The sequence below is a fragment of the Kitasatospora sp. NPDC023176 genome (assembly GCF_055560495.1).
Genome location: NZ_JBVHIP010000028.1, coordinates 95,010 through 113,333, shown reverse-complemented (window position 1 = coordinate 113,333; position 18,324 = coordinate 95,010). Strand labels below are relative to the sequence as shown.

The following is an 18,324-nucleotide window of genomic DNA, read 5'->3' as shown; positions in this document are numbered from 1 at the left end:
GCGGGGTGCTCAGTCGACCTCGCGCGCCGACGCGCCGCCCTGCAGCAGACCGCGCTCGCCGGCGATCACCCCGGCCTGGAAGCGGCTCCGGCCGCCGAGCCAGGCCATCAGCTCCGCCGTGATCCGGCGCGAGGTGCGCACCGAGACGCCGAGCTTGCGGGCCACCACCTCGTCGGTGTGGCCCTGGGCGAGCAGGCTGAGCACCGCCATCGCCTGCGGGTTGAGGCCCTCGGCCCCCTTGGCCGGGGCCTTTCCGAACGGGGCGGCGTTCTCCCAGACGTACTCGAACAGCGCGCAGAGCGCGGAGACCAGTCCGGGACCGGACAGCACCAGGGCCCCCACGCTGGTGTCGTCCGGATCGGTGGGCACGACGGCGACCTTGCGGTCGAATATCACCAGGCGCATCGGGAGCGACGGGGCGACCCGCACCCGGGCGCCCCGCTCGGTGAGCCAGTCCAGGTGGGAGATGGTGCCGCCGTCGTTGGCGGCGCTCTCCAGGTAGATGCTGCGCATCTGCACGCCGCGGTCGAAGACCTCCTGGTCGGCGACCTGCCCGGCTCTGCGGGCGGCCGGCGACTGTCCGCCGCCGGTCGCGAAGCCCATGATCTCGCTGGTGCAGGAGTGCGAGAGCTCCTCCAGCCGCAGCCGGATCTGGTCGACGCCCTCCAACTGCTCGACGCCCAGGCCCCGTTCACCCTTGCGGTTCTCCGCGTACTGGGCGACGAGCTTGGCGGCCTCCAGCCTGCTCTGGGCGATCTGGCGCTGCCGCTCGGCGAGTTCGGCCTCCTGGCGGCCGATCAGCATGGCCAGGCTGACCTCGGGGTTGACCAGGAGGAGGTGCCCGGGCTCCAGTTCGGAGTGCCTGATCAGGGTGAGCCGGGCCAGCCCGTCCAGGGCGTCCCGGACCCGTTGTTCGGGCCAGTCGAGGTCCTGCGCCACCGCCGCGATGCCGAGTTCGGGACGGGTCAGCACCGTCCGGTACACGGCCTCGGCGTCGGGATCCAGTCCTAACACTGACAGCACCGCCTGCCCCCCCGATGTTTCGAGCCTGATGACGCCACGTCATTGCCGGATCTCGGGGGCATGCTACGACACCCTGCCCACAACCACCCGCCGTTTCGGGGCCATGCCCTTTCCTGCGGACTTCGCGCGGGTCCACCCACGAGAGGATTTGACATGTATATCACTGTCGGACGTCTGGTTCGGGGTAAGGTCGGACCGGAACAGGTCACGCCCGACAAACTCGTCGAACTGCTTCGGAAGGCCGCCCAGCCGGCCGACGGACTGGAGCACGTTTACGTCGAGATCGACCCCCTCGGTGCCGATCTTGTCTTCTTTCTCGGCCCGCCCAAATCCGGAGAGTTGGATTCCGCCGCGCAACGGATCACCCGCCGTTGCCTACGTGACGCGCCTGAACTGCGCGGATGGCGGCTGGCGGCCGAATTCAGCGACGACCGGCTGCCGTTGTTGGAGGAGTGACCCGCGGTGCCGGCGCTGTGCAGGGTGCTGCCAGGGCAGGACCCTGACATGGAGAACTGTGGCACGGAACGTGTGTGCGAGACAGACTTGGTCATGCCGAAGGGGGCCGGAACCCCCTTCCGGAGGATTCGAGAGCCGGTCCCGCGCGGTCATTCACCGCGGGAATTGAACCAGGCACAGCACTCATCCGTATCACCTGTCTCGCCGCCGCCGATTTAACGGCCCGCGGCTCCATTGTCACCGGGGGTTCATCATGAGCAGCATCACCGTTGTCGCCGCCCGTACCGCCGCCGTCCTCGGCCTGCTGGTCGCCGGCGTCGCCCTCACCGCGCCGGTCGCCGGCGCCGTCACTGCGGCGGCTGCCCCGGTCGCCAAGGGCGCCGGTTCCGTGCACGGTGACGACATCATCTGGGACGGCCCGGTCGGCAAGGGCGCCGGTTCCGTGCACGGCGACGACATCATCTGGGACTGACATCCCGTCACCCGGCGCGAAGGGGCCCGAAGCCCTTTCGCCGGATTCGGGATCCGGGTCCGCCCCGCATTCAGCGCGGAAGCCGGATCCGGCAGAGCGCTCATCCGTTCCAGCCGATTCGCCGCCGTCGATTCCACGGCCCGCGACTCCATTTGTCACCGGGGGTTCATCATGAGCAGCATCACCGTTGTCGCCGCCCGCGCCGCCGCCGTCCCGGCCGCCACGGGCACCGGTTCCGTGCGGGGCGACGACATCATCTGGGACTGACGTCCCGTCACTCACTCCACTGCGAAGGGGGACGGGCGATGCCCATCATCAGAACGCCGCAGGAGTTCAACGAGGATGAACTCTTCGTCGACCTGCGGGCGATGTTCGACTACCCGCTGTACCTCAAGTGCGAGGGCTTCAACTTCGCCGGCTCCGTCAAGCTCAAGGCGGCCCTCAGCATGGTCGACGCCGCCGAGCGCGACGGGCGGCTGAACGAGGGCTCCATCCTGGTGGAGTCCTCCTCGGGGAACCTCGGGATGGCGCTGAGCATGATCGCCTCCGTCCGGGGCTATCAGTTCATCTGCGTCGTCGACCCACGTACCAATCTGTCCACGCGTCAGCTCATCGAAACACTCGGCGGCAAGGTGCACATGATCACCGAGCCCTCGCCGGAGACCGGGTTCCTGGGTGCCCGGCTCGACTACGTCCGTGAGCTGTGCGCTTCCTCGCCGCGCTACGTCTGGCTGAACCAGCACGCCAACCCGGACAACTGGCGGGCCCACTACCGCACCACGGCTCCGGCGATCCTCCGGCAGTTCCCGGACCTGGAAATGCTGTTCATCGGCGCCGGCACCACCGGCACGCTGATGGGCTGCGCCCGTTACTTCAAGGAGCACCGGCCCGCCACCCGGATCGTCGCGGTGGACAGCGTCGGCTCCGTCACCTTCGGCGGCGAGCCCGGACCGCGGATGCTCCCCGGCCTCGGCGCCGGCGTCCGGCCCGCCCTGCTGGACGAGACGTTCGTCGACGACGTGGTGCACGTGCCCGAGATCGACACCGTCCGCACCTGTCACCGGCTCGCCCGCGGCGGCTTCCTGTTCGGCGGCTCCACCGGCACGGTGGTCAGCGGAGCGGCGGCCTGGCTGGCGGAGCACCGGGCCGGCCGGGACGACGTCGTCGCCGTCGCCGTCTCGCCCGACCTGGGTGACCGCTACCTCGACACCATCTACCAGAGCGCGTGGGTGCGCGACATCTACGGCGTCGACGCACTGGATGCGGTCGAACGCCTGGCGCCGCCCAACGCCATTGCCACGGGGGTAAGATGACGATGCGTCATATCGCGCGTCTTTTTGAAGCAGTGCATCCCGAAGAACTGCCGCTGTCCGATGCCCAGCGCGAGATGTGGTTCGCCCAGCAGCTCGACCCGGGCAACCCGGTGTTCACCATGGCGGACTGCCTGGAGCTGACCGGCCCGCTGGACCACGGCCGGCTGCGCGCCGCCTGGCAGCGCGTGCAGGACCGCACCGAGTGCCTGCGGGTGCGCTTCGCCGAGCGCGACGGCCAACCGGTGCAGATCGTCGAGCCACCCCGTGAGCGTCCCCTCCCCGTGCTCGACCTGACCGGCGAGTCCGACCCGCTGGCCGCCGCTGAAACGTTTCTGGAGACCGACCGGCAGCTGCCGTCCACCCTCGGCCCCGACTCCCTCGCTGCCACCCTGCTGCTGATCGGCCCCGAACTGGCCTGGCTGTACGTCAAGGCCAACCACATCCTGCTGGACGGCTTCAGCCGCACCCTGGTCTACCGCCGGCTCGCCGCCGAGTACGACCTGCCCGACGCCGAGCCCGCCACCGACCCGACCCTGGCCGAACTGCTCGCCGAGGAGCGCGACTACCTCGCCTCCCCCACCCACGACCGCGACCGCGCCTACTGGGCCGAGCGGCTGGCCGACGGCATTGAACCCACCGTGCTCTCCGGCCACCTCGGTTCGCCCGCCCGCGCCACCCTGCGCAGCACCGGCCTCATCCCGGCCGACACCGTCACCAGGCTGCAGGACGCCGCCTGGGCCGAGCGGGTCACCTGGCAGACCCTGCTCATCGGCGCCACCGCCGGCTGCCTGGCCCAGCTCTGCGGCACCGACCGGGTCGTCCTGACCCTGCCGGTCGCCGCCCGGACCACCCCGCTCGCCCAGTCCGTCCCCGGCATGCGCGCCAACTTCCTGCCGCTGCCGGTCTCCGCCCACCCCGCGCTCGGCCGCGACGGCCTGCTCACCCAGGTCGCCGCCGCTCTGCGCGGCACGCTGCGCCACCAGCGCCACCGGCACGACGCGATCCGCCGCGAGCTCGGACTCACCGGCGACGCCGGCCGCACCTTCGGCCCGACCGTCAACGTGCTGCAGACCGGCGGCGAGTTCGCCCTCGGCGACTGCCGCGCCGAGGTCCGCAACCTGTCCACCGGCCCCGTCCCGGACCTCCAGATCCTCTTCCTGGACAACGGCACGGAGGGCTGCGAACTGCGGGTCGACGGCGACGCCGACCGCTACCCGCAGGACCGGCTGGACCTCTTCCGCGACGCCCTGCTCGGCTACCTCGCCGAGTTCGCCACCGTCTCCACCGAACTGCCCGTCGGCCGGATCACCGCGCTGCCCGAGCCCGAGCGCGAGCGCGTCCTGGTCGAGTGGAACAGCTACGGGCAGCAGCCCGAGGTCTTCACCGACGTGCTGCCCCGGATCCGCGCCCTCGCCCTGGCCCGGCCGGACGCCGTCGCCGTCCAGGACGACGCCGGCCGACTCGAGTACGCCGAACTGGTCGCCCGGGCCAGCGCCCTCTCCCGCCGGCTGCTCGCCGCCGGCGCCGGACCGGACCGGCTGGTGGCGATCGCCGCCGCCCCCGGCACCGGCTTCGTGACCGCCGTCCTCGGCGTGCTCGGTGCCGGCGCCGCCTGGCTGCCGCTGGACGTCCAGGCCCCGGCCGCCCGCGGCGCCGCCCTGGTCGAGGCCGCCGGCGCCGCCGTCCTGCTGCACGGCGCGGACCAGCGGCCCTACGTCGACACCCTGCTCGGCGCCCTGCCGGAGCACCCCGCCGTCCTCACCCTCGACGACACCCGCGACGAGCAGCTGCTGCCACCCGCCGGCGGCCCCGCCGAACTGGCCTACGTCATCTACACCTCGGGCTCCACCGGCCGCCCCAAGGGCGCCATGGTGCACCGCGACGGCATGGTCAACCACCTGCTCGCCAAGCACGCCGACCTGGAGCTGTCCGAGGCCGACACCGTGGTGCACAACGCCCCGGTCACCTTCGACATCTCGGTCTGGCAGATGCTCAGCCCGCTGGTCGCGGGGGGCCGGCTGCGGGTGGTCTCCCGCGAACTCGCCGCCGACCCGGGCGCGCTGTTCACCCTCGCCGACGCCGAGGGCGTCACCGTGCTGGAGGTCGTCCCCTCGCTGCTGCGCGCCGCCCTGGACGCCTGGGAGGCCGGCGCCGCGCTGCCCGGACTCGCCGCGCTGCGGCGGCTGGTGGTCACCGGCGAGGCGCTGCCCGCCGACCTGGCCCGGCGCTGGTTCGCGCTGCGCCCCGGCATCCCGCTGGTCAACGCCTTCGGCCCGACCGAGTGCTCGGACGACGTCACCCACGCCGTGATCGGCTCCCCGGCCGAACTGGACTCGGTGCGCGCCCCGATCGGCCGCCCGGTCCGCGACACCCGGCTCTACGTGCTCGGCGACTCGCTGCAGCCCGTCCCGGCCGGCCAGCCCGGCGAACTGTACGTGGGCGGGCGCGGCGTCGGCCGCGGCTACCTGAACGACCCGCGGCGCACCGCCGGCGCCTTCGTGGCCGACCCGTACGCGCAGGCCCCCGGCGCCCGGATGTACCGCACCGGCGACCGGGTGGTGCACCGGGCCGACGGCCAGCTGGAGTTCCTGGAGCGGGTCGACCACCAGGTCAAGATCCGCGGCCACCGGATCGAGCCCGGCGAGGTCGAGGCCGCGCTGCGCGCCGTGCCCGGCGTGGCCGACGCGGTGGTCACCGTCGCCCGGGACCCGTCCGGCGGCACCCGGCTGGTCGCCCACCTGACCGGCGGCGCCGACCCGGCCGGCGTCCGCGCCGACCTGGCCCGCACGCTGCCCGACTACATGGTCCCGGCCGTCCTGGTGCCGCTGACCGCGCTGCCGCTGACCCCCAACGGCAAGGTGGACCGCAAGGCCCTGCCGCAGCCGGACTTCAGCGCGCTGCGCCGCGAGCGGCGGGCCCCGGCCACCGAGCGCGAGGCGCTGCTGTGCGCGCTGTTCGCCGAGGTGCTGGAGCTCGACGAGGTCGGCGCCGACGAGGACTTCTTCCAGCTCGGCGGGCACTCGCTGCTGGCCGGCCGGGTGGTCACCGGGCTGCGCGCCCGGCTCGGCGTCGAACTGCCGATCCGCGTCCTGTTCGAGGCGCCCACCCCGTGCGCGCTGGCCCTCGCCCTGGACGGCGCCGAGGCGGCCCGGGAGAAGCTGGTGGCCGGCCCCCGGCCGGAGCCGATCCCGCTCTCCCCGGGGCAGCAACGGCTCTGGTTCCTCTCCCAGTTGGACGCCGCCGGCGCCACCTACCACCTCTCGCACGCGGTCCGGCTGACCGGCCCGCTGGAGCGGGCGGCCCTCGCCGAGGCGCTGGCCGACGTGGTGGCCCGGCACGAGAGCCTGCGCACCGTCTTCCCCGCCGAGGACGGCCGCCCGCACCAGCGGGTGCTGCCGGTCGGCGAGGCCGGCCCCGAGCTGCCGGTGGTGCCCTTCTCCGGCCGTCCGGCCGAGGAGCTGGACGCCGAGCTGGCCGCCCGGGCCGGCGCGCCCTTCGACCTGGCCGCCGAACCGCCGCTGCGCGCGGTGCTGTTCGAGACCGGCGTCGAGGAGCACGTGCTGCTGCTGGTGCAGCACCACATCGCGGCCGACGGCTGGTCGGTGCGCCCGCTGGTCGGCGACCTCCAGGCCGCCTACCGGGCCCGGCTGGCCGGCGGCGCGCCGGAGTGGGCCGAACTGCCCGTCCAGTACGCCGACTACACGCTCTGGCAGCGCCGACTGCTCGGCGAGCCGGACGATCCCGCCAGTCTGATGAACCGCCAGCTTGACTACTGGGCAAGCCAGTTGGCCGACCTGCCGGAAGAGCTGGCACTGCCCGTCGACTTCCCCCGCCCGGCGGTGCCCAGCTACCGGGGCGCCACCGTGCCGCTGCGGCTGGACGCCGAGGCGCACCGCACCCTGACCGCGCTGGCCCGCGAGGCCGGCGCCAGCCCGTTCATGGTGGTGCAGGCGGCGCTGGCCGTCCTGCTCGGCAAGCTCGGCGCCGGCACCGACATCCCGCTCGGCACCCCGGTCGCCGGCCGCACCGACGACGCCCTGGACGACCTGGTCGGCTTCTTCGTCAACACCCTGGTGCTGCGCACCGACCTGGGCGGCGACCCGACCTTCCGCACCCTGGTCGGCCGGGCCCGGGAGACCGTCCTCGCCGCCCTGGCCCACCAGGACGTGCCCTTCGAGAAGCTGGTCGACCGGCTCGGGGCCGGCCGCTCGCTGGCCCGCCAGCCGCTCTTCCAGGTGATGCTGGCCTTCCAGAACAACACCGGGGCCCGCCCCGAACTGCCCGGGATCACCGCCGAGGTGAGCCCGGTCGGCAACGGCACCGCCAAGTTCGACCTGGCCTTCGAACTCGTCGAGCAGTACGGCGGATCGGGCGAGCCGGACGGCCTCACCGGCACCCTGGAGTACAGCACCGACCTGTTCACCGAGCGGACGGCACAGGGCCTGGCGGACCGCCTGGCCCACCTGCTCCGGCTGCTCACCGGCGAGCCCGACCGGCCGCTCAGCGGCCTGGACGCCCTGCTGCCCGAGGAGCGCGAGCGGCTGCTCGGCTCCTGGAGCGGGGCCGCCACCCCGACCACCGTCGGCGCGGTCCGGCTGCCGGAGCTGTTCCAGGCCCAGGCCCGGCGCGCGCCCGAGCGGCCCGCGCTGCGCTGGTTCGAGGACGGCGCCGTGCGCGCCGAACTCGGCTACGGCGAGCTGAACGAGCGCGCCAACCGGCTCGCCCACCACCTGATCGCCCTGGGCGCGGGCCCCGGACGGATCGTCGCCCTGGCGCTGCCGCGCACGGTCGACGCGGTCGTCGCGGTGCTCGCGGTCCTCAAGACGGGCGCGGCCTACCTGCCCGTCGACCCGGCGTACCCGCGCGAGCGGATCGCCTACCTGCTGGAGGACTCCGCTCCGCTGGCGGTGCTCAGCCACGGCTCGGTGGCCGGCCGCCTTCCCGAACAGCCCGGACGCCTTCCCGGACGGCAGAGCGCACCCGTGCTGCTGCTGGACGACCCGGCGACCACCGCCGCGATCGCCGGCGCCCCGGCGCACGACCCGGGCGACGCCGAGCGGACCGCCCCGCTGGGGCCCGACCACCCGGCGTACGTCATCTACACCTCCGGCTCCACCGGCCGCCCCAAGGGCGTGCTGGTACCGCACCGGGCGGTGGCCGCGCTGGCCGCCGAGCACGACCGCTTCGGCGTCGGCGCGGGCACCCGGCTGCTGCAGTTCGCCTCCTTCAGCTTCGACGCCGCCGCCTGGGAGCTGCTCACCGCGCTGCTGAGCGGCGCCGTCCTGGTGCTGGCCGCCGAGGCGGACCGGGCCCCCGGCGAGCCGCTCGCCCGGCTGGTCGCCGAGGCCGGCGTCGAGGTGGTCTGCCTGCCGCCGACGGTGCTCGCCGCCTGGCCGGTCGGGCTGCCGATGCCCGAGGGGCTGACCCTCATCACGGCCGGCGAGGCCTGCCCGCCCGAGCTGGTCGAACGCTGGTCCGCGGGCCGGCGGATGCTCAACGCGTACGGTCCGACCGAGACCACGGTCTGCGCCACCGTCAGCGAACCACTGGCCGGAGCGGTCAAGCCGCCGATCGGCCGACCGCTGGCCGGCGCCCGGGTGTACGTGCTGGACGAGGCGCTGCGCCCCGTCCCGCCGGGCGTGATCGGCGAGCTGTACGTGGCCGGCGCCGGGGTGGCCCTCGGCTACCTGCACCGGCCGGAGCTCACCGCCCAGCGCTTCACCGCCGACCCGTACGGCGGGGCCGACGACCGTATGTACCGCACCGGTGACCTGGTGCGTTGGACGGCCGACGGCCAGCTGGACTACGTCGGCCGGGTCGACGAGCAGGTCAAGCTGCGCGGCTTCCGGATCGAACTCGGCGAGATCGAGACGGCGCTGCTCGCCCAGCCGGGCGTCGAGCAGGCCGCCGCGGTGGTCCGCGAGGACCGCCCCGGCGACAAGCGGCTGGTCGCCTACGTGACCCCGGCCGGCCTGCCGGTCGGCGAGCTGCGGGCGGCGCTCGCAGCAGAGCTGCCCGACTACCTGGTGCCCTCCGCGTTCGTCCCGCTGGAGACCCTGCCGCTGACCGGCAACGGCAAGCTGGACCGCCGCGCGCTGCCCGCGCCCGACTACGCCGCCGCCTCCACCGGCCGGGCCCCCGCCGACGCCCGGGAGGCCGCGTTCTGCGCGGTCTTCGCCGAGGTGCTCGGACTGCCCGAGGTCGGCGCCGACGACGGGTTCTTCGACCTGGGCGGCGACAGCATCGTCTCCATCCAGCTGGTCAGCCGGGCCCGCGCGGCCGGGCTGGTGGTCACCGCGCAGGACGTCTTCACCCACCGGACCCCGGCGGCGCTGGCCGTGGTGGCCCGCGACGGCGACGGCGAGGGGGTGCCGGCCACCGTCGGCACCGAGGACGGCGTCGGCCCGATGGGCCAGCTGCCGATCGGGCACTGGCTGCGCGAACTCGGCGGGCCGGTGGACGGCTTCCACCAGGCCGTGTTGGTCCGCACCCCGGCCGACGCCACCCGGGAGTCGCTGACCGCCGCCCTGCAGGCCCTGCTGGACCACCACGACGGGCTGCGGATGCGGCTGCTGCCGGACTGGTCGCTGCTGATCTCCGAGCCCGGCACGGTGGACGCCGCCGCCCTGCTGCGGGTCGTCGACGGCCCGGCTCCCGACTGGCCCGCCGAGGCGGTCGCCGCCCGCGAGCGGCTGGCGCCGTGGGAGGGCGTGATGGTCCAGGCGCTCTGGCACCGGGGCACCCACGAGCTGCTGCTCACCCTGCACCACCTGGTGGTGGACGGGGTGTCCTGGCGGGTGCTGCTGCCCGACCTGGCCCACGCCCACGGGGCCGTCCGGGCCGGCGAGCCGGTGCGGCTGCAGCCGGTCGGCACCTCGCTGCGGCACTGGTCCGGGCTGCTGGAGCGCACCGCCGGCGAGCCCGGGACACGCGCCCAACTCGACTGGTGGCGCGCCGAGTCGGCCGAGGACGGCGCCCCGCTGGGGCACCGGGCCGCCGACCCGTCGGTGGACACCGTCGCCACCGCCCGTACGCTGCACCGCGTCCTGGACACCGACACCACGGCGGCGCTGCTCACCGAGGTCACCGGGGCGTTCCACGCCGAGGTGAACGACGTGCTGCTGACCGCCCTGGCGCTCGCCGTCGCGCACTGGCGGCGGCGCACCGGGCGGCCGGAGGGGCCGGTACCGGTCGAGCTGGAGGGCCACGGGCGCGAGGAGTTCGCCCCCGGGGTGGACCTCTCCCGCACGGTCGGCTGGTTCACCACCGCCTACCCGCTGCGGCTGGACCCGGGCGCGGTGGACCTGGCGGAGGCACTGGCCGGCGGTCCCGCCGCCGGGCACAGCCTCAAGCTGGTCAAGGAGCACCTGCGGATGGTGCCCGCGCACGGGCTCGGCTGGGGCCTGCTGCGGTATTTGGACAAGCACAGCCTGGACGGGGAGAGCGCCAAGGAGCTGTCCGCCGCCGCCCGGCCGCAGCTCGGCTTCAACTACCTGGGCCGGCTGCCCGCCCCCACCGGCGAGGACTGGTCGCTGACCGGGCAGTCCGCCGCCCTGGCCGCCGGGGCCGACCCGGGGATGCCGCTGCCGCACGTCCTGGACGTCAACGCGGTGACCGAGGACGGACCGGACGGACCGCGGCTCAGCGCCCGCTGGACCTGGGCCGGCCAGGCCCTGGCGCAGGCCGACGCCGAGGACCTCGCCGAGGGCTGGTTCGCCGCCCTGCGGGCCCTGGTACGGCACACCCGGGAGCCCGGGGCCGGCGGCTGGACGCCGTCCGACCTCGACCTGGTGGCACTCAGCCAGGACGAGATCGACGAATTCGAGGACGAGATGGACGACTGGGGGGACGAGCTGTGACCACGGCCTCGGCCGAGCCCCGCACCGGGCGACGACCCGGGCGGAGCTCCAATCTGAGCGACATCCTGCCGGTGGCGCCACTGCAGGAAGGACTGATGTTCCACGCGCAGTACCACCGCGAGGAACTCGACGTCTACACCGTGCAGTTGGTGCTGGACCTGGCCGGCGAACTGGACCCGGCGCGGCTGCGCGGCGCGGTCGCCGCCCTGCTGGAGCGCCACCCCAACCTGCGGGCGGCCTTCCGCTACCGCAAGAGCGGCGACCCGGTGCAGGTCGTGCCGCGCGAAGTCCCGCTCGACTGGCGGGAGGCCGACCTGCGGGCCGTCCCCGCCGCCGCCCAGGAGGCCGAGAGCGAGGAGCTCTGCCGGCGCGACCGGCTGCGCCCCTTCGACCTGGCCCGCCCGCCGCTGCTGCGCTTCAGCCTGCTGCGGCTGGCCGACCGGCAGCACCGGCTGGTGCTGACCTCCCACCAGATCGTCTTCGACGGCTGGTCCATGCCCATCGTGGTGCGCGAACTGTTCGCCTGCTACGCCGACGGCGGCGTCTCGCTGCCCCGCCCCGCCCCGTACAAGTCCTACCTGGCCCACCTGGCCCGGCAGGACCGCGCGGCGGCCGAGGCAGCCTGGACGGCCGCGCTGGACGGCTTCACCGAGCCCACCCGGCTGACCGGCGCGACCGGCTCCCCGGAAGCCCGCAGGGGCATGCCCGGCGAGCACGCCGTGGAGCTGGACGAGCGGGAGTTCGCCGCGCTCACCGGCTGGGCCCGCAGCCGGGGCCTGACCGTCAACACCGTGGTGCAGGGCGCCTGGGCGACCGTCCTGGGCACCCTGACCGGGCTGCGCGACATCGTCTTCGGCGGCACCGTCTCCGGCCGCCCGCCGGAGCTGCCCGGGGTCGAGGGCATGGTCGGGCTCTTCATCAACACCCTGCCCGTCCGGGTCGACCTGGACCCCGCGCAGAGCTTCACCGAGCTGCTGTCCGCCCTCCAGGACCGCCAGTCCCTGCTGCTCCCGCACCAGCACCTCGGCCTCAACACCATCCAGCGCATCGCCGGGGTCGGGGACCTCTTCGACAGCGTGCTGGTCTTCGAGAACTACCCGCTCGACCCGAAGGCGCTGGCCGGCGAGGTCGCCGGGCTGCGGCTCACCGGCCTGCGGGCCGGCGACGCCAACCACTACCCGCTCAGCCTGATGGCCCTGCCCGGCGAGCGGCTGCGGCTCCAAGTCGGCTACGACACCGCCCGGTTCACCCCGGCCGAGGCCGCCGTCGTCACCGAGCGGCTGCTGCACGTGCTGCGCACCGCCCAGGCCGAACCGGACCGCCCGCTCGGGCAGCTGGACCTGCTGCTGCCCGGCGAGCGCACCCGGCTGGCCGTCCCCGCCCCGGAGCCGGCCGAGGCCGATCCGTGGACGGACGTGGTGGCGCGGGTCCAGGAGTTCGCCCGCACCACCCCCGCCGCGATCGCCGTCTCCGACGGCACCGAGCGGCTGACCTACCGCGAGCTGGCCGGCCGGGCCGGCGCCCTCTCCCGGGCGCTGGTCGCCGCGGGCGCCGCGACCGGACCGGTCGGCGTCCTGGCCCAGCCCGGCTGCGGCTTCGTCACCGCCGTGCTCGGCGTGCTCGGTGCGGGCGCCGCCTGGCTGCCGCTGGACGTCGCCGCCCCGGTCAGGCGCGGCGCCGTGCTGGCCGGCGAGGCGCACATCAGCGCCCTGCTGGCCGGCCCCGGCGAGCGGGCCATGGCCGCCGAACTGCTGGCCGAGGCCGGGCTGGACGTCCCGGTGCTGGAGCTGGGCACGGACGCCGCCAAGCGGCTGCCCGCCCCGCGCGGCGCCGGCGACGACCTGGCGTACGTCATCTTCACCTCGGGTTCCACCGGCCGCCCCAAGGGCGCCATGGTGCACCGGGCGGGCATGGTCAACCACCTGTTCGCCAAGATCGCCGACCTGGAGCTGGACGGGCACACCGTGCTGGTCCACAACGCCCCGGTCACCTTCGACATCTCGGTCTGGCAGATGCTCTCCGCGTTGGTCGTCGGCGGGCGGCTGCGGGTCACCGGCCGCGAACTCGCCGCAGACCCCCGGGCACTGTTCGGCCTGGTCGCCCCCGAGGGCGTCACCGTGCTGGAGGTCGTCCCCTCGCTGCTGCGCACCGCCCTGGACAGCTGGGACGACGGCGCCGAGCCGCCCGTCCTGGACGGGCTGCGCAAGCTGGTCGTCACCGGCGAGGCGCTGCCCGCCGACCTGGCGCACCGCTGGTTCGCCCGCTACCCGGCGATCCCGCTGGTCAACGCGTACGGGCCGACCGAGTGCTCGGACGACGTCACCCACGCCGTGATCGGCTCCCCGGCCGAACTGGACTCGGTGCGCGCCCCGATCGGCCGGGCGGTGCGCGGCACCGGCCTGTACGTCCTGGACCACGCGCTGCGCCCCGTCCCGGACGGCGTCCCCGGCGAGCTGTACGTGGGCGGGCGCGGCGTCGGCCGCGGCTACCTCGACCAGCCCGGCCGCACCGCCGCGGTGTTCGTCGCCGACCCGTTCAGCCCGCTGCCGGGCGCCCGGATGTACCGCACCGGCGACCGGGTGATCCGGCGGCCGGACGGCCGGCTGGAGTTCCTGGAGCGGGTCGACCACCAGGTCAAGATCCGCGGCCACCGGATCGAGCCCGGCGAGGTCGAGGCCGCGCTGCGCTCGATCGACCGGATCGGCGACGCCGTGGTGGTGGTCCGCCGCGGCGGGGCCGGTGACGCCCGGCTGGTCGGCTACGTCACCGGCGACCTCGACCCGGCCTGGGGCCGGGCGGCGGCCGCCGCGATCCTGCCCGAGTACATGGTGCCCTCGGCCCTGGTGGTGCTGGACGCCCTGCCGCTGACCCCCAACGGCAAGGTGGACCGCACGGCGCTGCCCGAGGCCGACCTCGCCGCCTCGACCGGCCGCGGCCCGCGCACCCCCCAGGAGGAGGTGCTGTGCGCCGCCTTCGCCGAGGTGCTCGACCTGCCGAAGGTCGGCATCGACGAGGACTTCTTCCAGCTCGGCGGCCACTCGCTGCTCGCCACCCGGCTGGTCAGCCGGGTGCGCACGCTGCTCGGCGCCGAACTGGCGATCCGCACCCTGTTCGAGGCCCCCACGGTGGCCTCGCTGGCCGGCCGGCTCACCCAGGACGCCGTCCGCCCCGCGCTGACCGCCGGGCGGCGCCCGGACCTGCTGCCGCTGTCGTACGCCCAGCAGCGGCTCTGGTTCCTGGACCGGCTGGAGGGCCCCTCCGCCACCTACAACCTGCCCTGGACGCTGCGGCTGCGCGGACCACTGGACCGCGCCGCGCTGACCGCCGCGCTCACCGACGTGGTCGAGCGGCACGAGAGCCTGCGCACCGTCTTCCCGGACCGCGACGGGCTGCCGTACCAGCGCGTCCTGTCGGTCGGACAGGCCGCCGTCGAACTGCCGGTCCGCGAGCTGCCCGTCCGCGAGCCGGCCTCGGCCGAACCGCTCGAGGCCGAACTCGCCAGGGCCGCCGAGGAGTTCGCCGCCGACGGCTTCGACCTGGCGAACCGCCCGCCGATCCGCGCCACCCTGCTCGCGGCCGGCCCCGAGGACCACCTGCTGGTCGTGGTGATCCACCACATCGCCGGCGACGGCTGGTCCAACGGCCCGCTCGCCCGGGACCTCTCCACCGCCTACGCCGCCCGGCTGGCCGGCCGCGCGCCCGCCTGGACGCCGCTGCCGGTGCAGTACGCCGACTACGCGCTCTGGCAGCGCGAACTGCTCGGCGCGGAGGGCGACCACGAGTCCCTCGTCGCCCGCCAGATCGCCTACTGGAAGGAACAGTTGGCCGGGCTCCCGGACGAGCTCCAGCTGCCGGTGGAGAACGCCCGCCGGGCCACCGCCGGTTACCGCGGCGCCGGCGTCCGCTTCGCCGTCCCGGCCGAGCTGCACCAACGGGCGGTCGCCCTGGCCCGGCAGAGCGGGGCCAGCCTGTTCATGGTGCTCCAGGCCGCGCTGGCCACCCTGTACGGCCGACTCGGTGCGGGTGAGGACATCCCGCTCGGCACCCCGATCGCCGGCCGCACCGACGACGCCCTGGACGACCTGGTCGGGATGTTCGTCAACACCCTGGTGCTGCGCACCGACCTGGGCGGCGACCCGACCTTCCGCGAACTGCTGGACCGGGTCAAGGCCACCGACCTGGCCGCCTACGCCCACCAGGACCTGCCGTTCGAGAAGCTGGTCGACGCCCTCGGCCCCGAGCGCGCCCCGGCCCGCAACCCGCTGTTCCAGACCCTGCTGGCGCTGCACAACAACGCCGCCGCCCGGCTGGAGCTGCCCGGCATCACCGCGGAGGCGGGCGCGGCCGAGCTGGGCGTGGCCCGGCTCGACCTCAGTTTCGAGCTCGCCGAGCAGTCCGGGCCGGACGGCCCCGCCGGCCTGACCGGCCGGCTGGAGTACAGCACCGACCTGTTCAGCGCGGCCGGCGCCCAGCGCCTCGCCGACCGGCTGGTGCACCTGCTGGGCGCCCTGGTCGACCAGCCGGACCGGCCGATCAGCGCCGCCCCGGTGCTGCTGCCCGGCGAACAGCGGGAGCTGACGGCCGCCGGGAGCGGTGCCGACGCCCTGGGCGACGGGCAGTCGCTGGCCGCCCTGCTGGAGGCCACCGCGGACGCCCACCCGGACGCCATCGCGCTCGACTTCGCCGACCAGCGGCTCGACTTCGCCGAGCTGCACCGGCGCGCCAACCGGCTCGCCCGCACCCTGGTCGCCCGGGGCGCGGCCCCGGACGAGCTGGTGGCGATCGCGCTGCCGCGCTCGGTCGACCTGGTGGTGACGGCGCTCGCGGTGATCAAGTCCGGAGCCGCCTACCTGCCGATCGACCCGTCCTACCCGGCCGACCGGATCGCCGGGATGGTCAAGGACGCCCGGCCGGTGCTGACCGTCACCACGGCTGAGGCGGCCGCCGCCGTCCCCGGCCTGGACGCCGGCCCGCTCCTCCTCCTGGACGACCCGGCCACCCGTACCGCCCAGGCCGCCCTGGACGCGGACCACCTGCGCCCGGCCGAACTGGCCGCACCGGTACGGCCCGCGCACGCCGCGTACGTCATCTACACCTCGGGCTCCACCGGCCGCCCCAAGGGCGTCGTGGTGCCGCGCGGCGCGCTGCTCAACCACCTGCTGGACCTGGCGGGCCGGCTCGACCTCACCCCGGGTCGCACCCTGCTGGCCGTCACCACCTTCGGCTTCGACATCGCCAACCTGGAGCTGCTGGCCCCGCTGCTCGGCGGCGCCCGACTGGTGGTCGCCCCGCTGGAGACGGTCCGCGACCCGGACCTGCTCGCCGGACTGATCGGCAGCAGCCGACCGGACGTCCTCCAGGCCACCCCGACACTGTGGCACGCACTGGTCACCACCCGGCCGCAGTCCCTGGCCGGGCTGCACGTCCTGACCGGCGGCGAGGCGCTGTCCCCGACCCTGGCCACGGCGCTGACCGGCGCCGCCGCGAAGGTCAGCAACCTGTACGGCCCGACCGAGGCCACCATCTGGTCGCTGGCCGCGGACGTCCCGCCCGGCCACACCGGCACCCCGCCGATCGGCCGCCCGCTGGCCGGCAACCAGGTCCGGCTGCTGGACGCCGCGCTGCGCCCGGTGCCACCGGGGGTCGTCGGAGAGCTGTACCTGTCCGGCACCGGCCTCGCCCGGGGCTACCTGGACCGCCCCGGCCTGACCGCCGAACGCTTCACGGCCGACCCGTACGGGCCGCCCGGCTCCCGGACGTACCGCACCGGGGACCTCGCCCGCTGGCGGCCGGACGGCTCGGTCGACTACCTCGGCCGGGTCGACCACCAGGTGAAGATTCGCGGCTTCCGGATCGAACTCGGCGAGATCGAGGCAGTGCTGACCGACCATCCGCTGGTCGAACGGGCCGCCGTGATCGACCGGGAGGATTCCCCCGGCGAACGCCGGCTGGTCGCCTACCTGGTGCCCGCCGGCCCCGAACGGCCCGAACCCGCCGCGCTACGGGCCCACTTGGCGGCCGCGCTGCCGGAGTACATGCTCCCGGCCGCCTACGTCCCGCTGGAAGCCCTGCCGCTCACCCCGAACGCCAAGGTGGACCGCAAGGCGCTGCCCGCGCCCGGGGCCGACGACCGGGCGGTGGCCCGCTCGGACGGCCGCGCCCCCAGCGGGCCGGTGGAACTCGCGCTCGGCCGGGTGTTCGCCGAGGTGCTCGGCCTGGACCGGGTCGGGGCCGAGGACGGCTTCTTCGAGCTGGGCGGCGACAGCCTGAAGTCCATCCAGCTGGTCAGCCGGGCCCGCGCGGCCGGGCTGTCGCTCACCCCCGCCGACGTCTTCGCGCACCGCACCGTGGCCGGGCTGGCCCTGGTGGCCGGCACGGTCGACGGCACCGGTGTGCCCGAGGACCCGTTCGCGCCCGTCCTGGCCGTCCGCCCGACCGGCACCGGCCGGCCGCTGTTCTGCGTGCACGGTGCCGTCGGACTCGGCTGGCCTTTCCTGACCCTCGCCGCGGAAATTGACACGGACATTCCCGTGTACGCATTCCAGGCGGCTGGGGTACGCTCCTCGGAAAAGGCCCCGGAGTCCGTCCGGGAAATCGCCGGAAAATATCTCGGCGAAATGCTGGAAATCCAGCCGCAGGGGCCCTATCGTATTCTCGGCTGGTCGTTCGGAGGGGTCGTCGCCCACGAGATCGCCGTCCAGTTGCAGGCCCGCGGCGAACAGGTCGAACTGCTCGCGGACCTGGACGGCTACCCCGGCAGCGGCTCGCCGGCCGAGGACGCGCCGGCCGGGGACGCGCCGGACGACGCGACCGTCCTGGCCGAACTGCTCGAACGGGCCGGCCTCCCCGGCGACGGCCCGGCCGACCTCACCGCCGCCCGCAAGCGCCTCGCCGAAGCCGGCAACGCACTCGCGGAGCTGGACGAGACCGAGCTGGTCAGGCTGCTCGGGGTGATCCGCACCCACAGCCTGCTGGGCGACGCCCACCGGCCCGGCCGCTACCAGGGCGACCTGCTGCTGTTCACGGCCACCCGCGGCCTCGCTCCCGGCGACCCGGACGCCGAGTCCTGGCGGGAGCACGTGACCGGCGACATCCTCCGGCACCCGGTCGACAGCGACCACGACTCGATGCTCGAACCGGCGCCGGCCGCATTCATCGGAAAGACCCTGACGGCCGTCCTGACCTAAAGGCGGCCGCCCCG

The 18,324-nt window shown here is 74.8% G+C and carries 6 protein-coding genes; 5 read left to right on the top strand and 1 reads right to left on the bottom strand.

What is annotated here, in order from left to right:
* Positions 1-9: 9 nt before the first annotated feature.
* Positions 10-1,014, bottom strand: coding sequence for a LuxR family transcriptional regulator (locus ACZ3YL_RS30940; protein ID WP_465660537.1), 1,005 nt, complete (start codon positions 1,012-1,014; stop codon positions 10-12).
* A 162-nt stretch (positions 1,015-1,176) separates the two neighbouring features.
* Here ACZ3YL_RS30940 and ACZ3YL_RS30935 point away from each other — a divergent pair, with 162 nt between their 5' ends.
* The 5 genes from ACZ3YL_RS30935 (at position 1,177) to ACZ3YL_RS30915 (ending at position 18,310) form a co-directional block, all read left to right on the top strand.
* The gene (locus ACZ3YL_RS30935; RefSeq protein WP_188302839.1) at positions 1,177-1,479 is read left to right on the top strand and encodes a hypothetical protein; all 303 of its coding nucleotides are present in this window, start codon (positions 1,177-1,179) and stop codon (positions 1,477-1,479) included.
* A 253-nt stretch (positions 1,480-1,732) separates the two neighbouring features.
* Positions 1,733-1,951 (top strand): hypothetical protein, encoded by a 219-nt coding sequence (locus ACZ3YL_RS30930; RefSeq protein WP_188302838.1) that lies wholly within the window; start codon positions 1,733-1,735, stop codon positions 1,949-1,951.
* A 305-nt stretch (positions 1,952-2,256) separates the two neighbouring features.
* Positions 2,257-3,264 carry a 2,3-diaminopropionate biosynthesis protein SbnA gene (gene sbnA / locus ACZ3YL_RS30925; protein ID WP_188302837.1) on the top strand — a complete coding sequence of 336 codons (1,008 nt, stop codon included), beginning with the start codon at positions 2,257-2,259 and terminating at the stop codon, positions 3,262-3,264.
* A gap of 32 nt (positions 3,265-3,296) precedes the next feature.
* Complete coding sequence (locus ACZ3YL_RS30920; protein ID WP_465660536.1) at positions 3,297-11,123, top strand: amino acid adenylation domain-containing protein; 7,827 nt, start codon at positions 3,297-3,299, stop codon at positions 11,121-11,123.
* Entirely contained in the window at positions 11,120-18,310 is a 7,191-nt protein-coding gene (locus tag ACZ3YL_RS30915) for an amino acid adenylation domain-containing protein (protein ID WP_465660535.1), read from the top strand. The genes ACZ3YL_RS30920 and ACZ3YL_RS30915 overlap by 4 nt, the downstream gene beginning before the upstream one ends.
* The last annotated feature ends 14 nt before the right edge of the window (positions 18,311-18,324 follow it).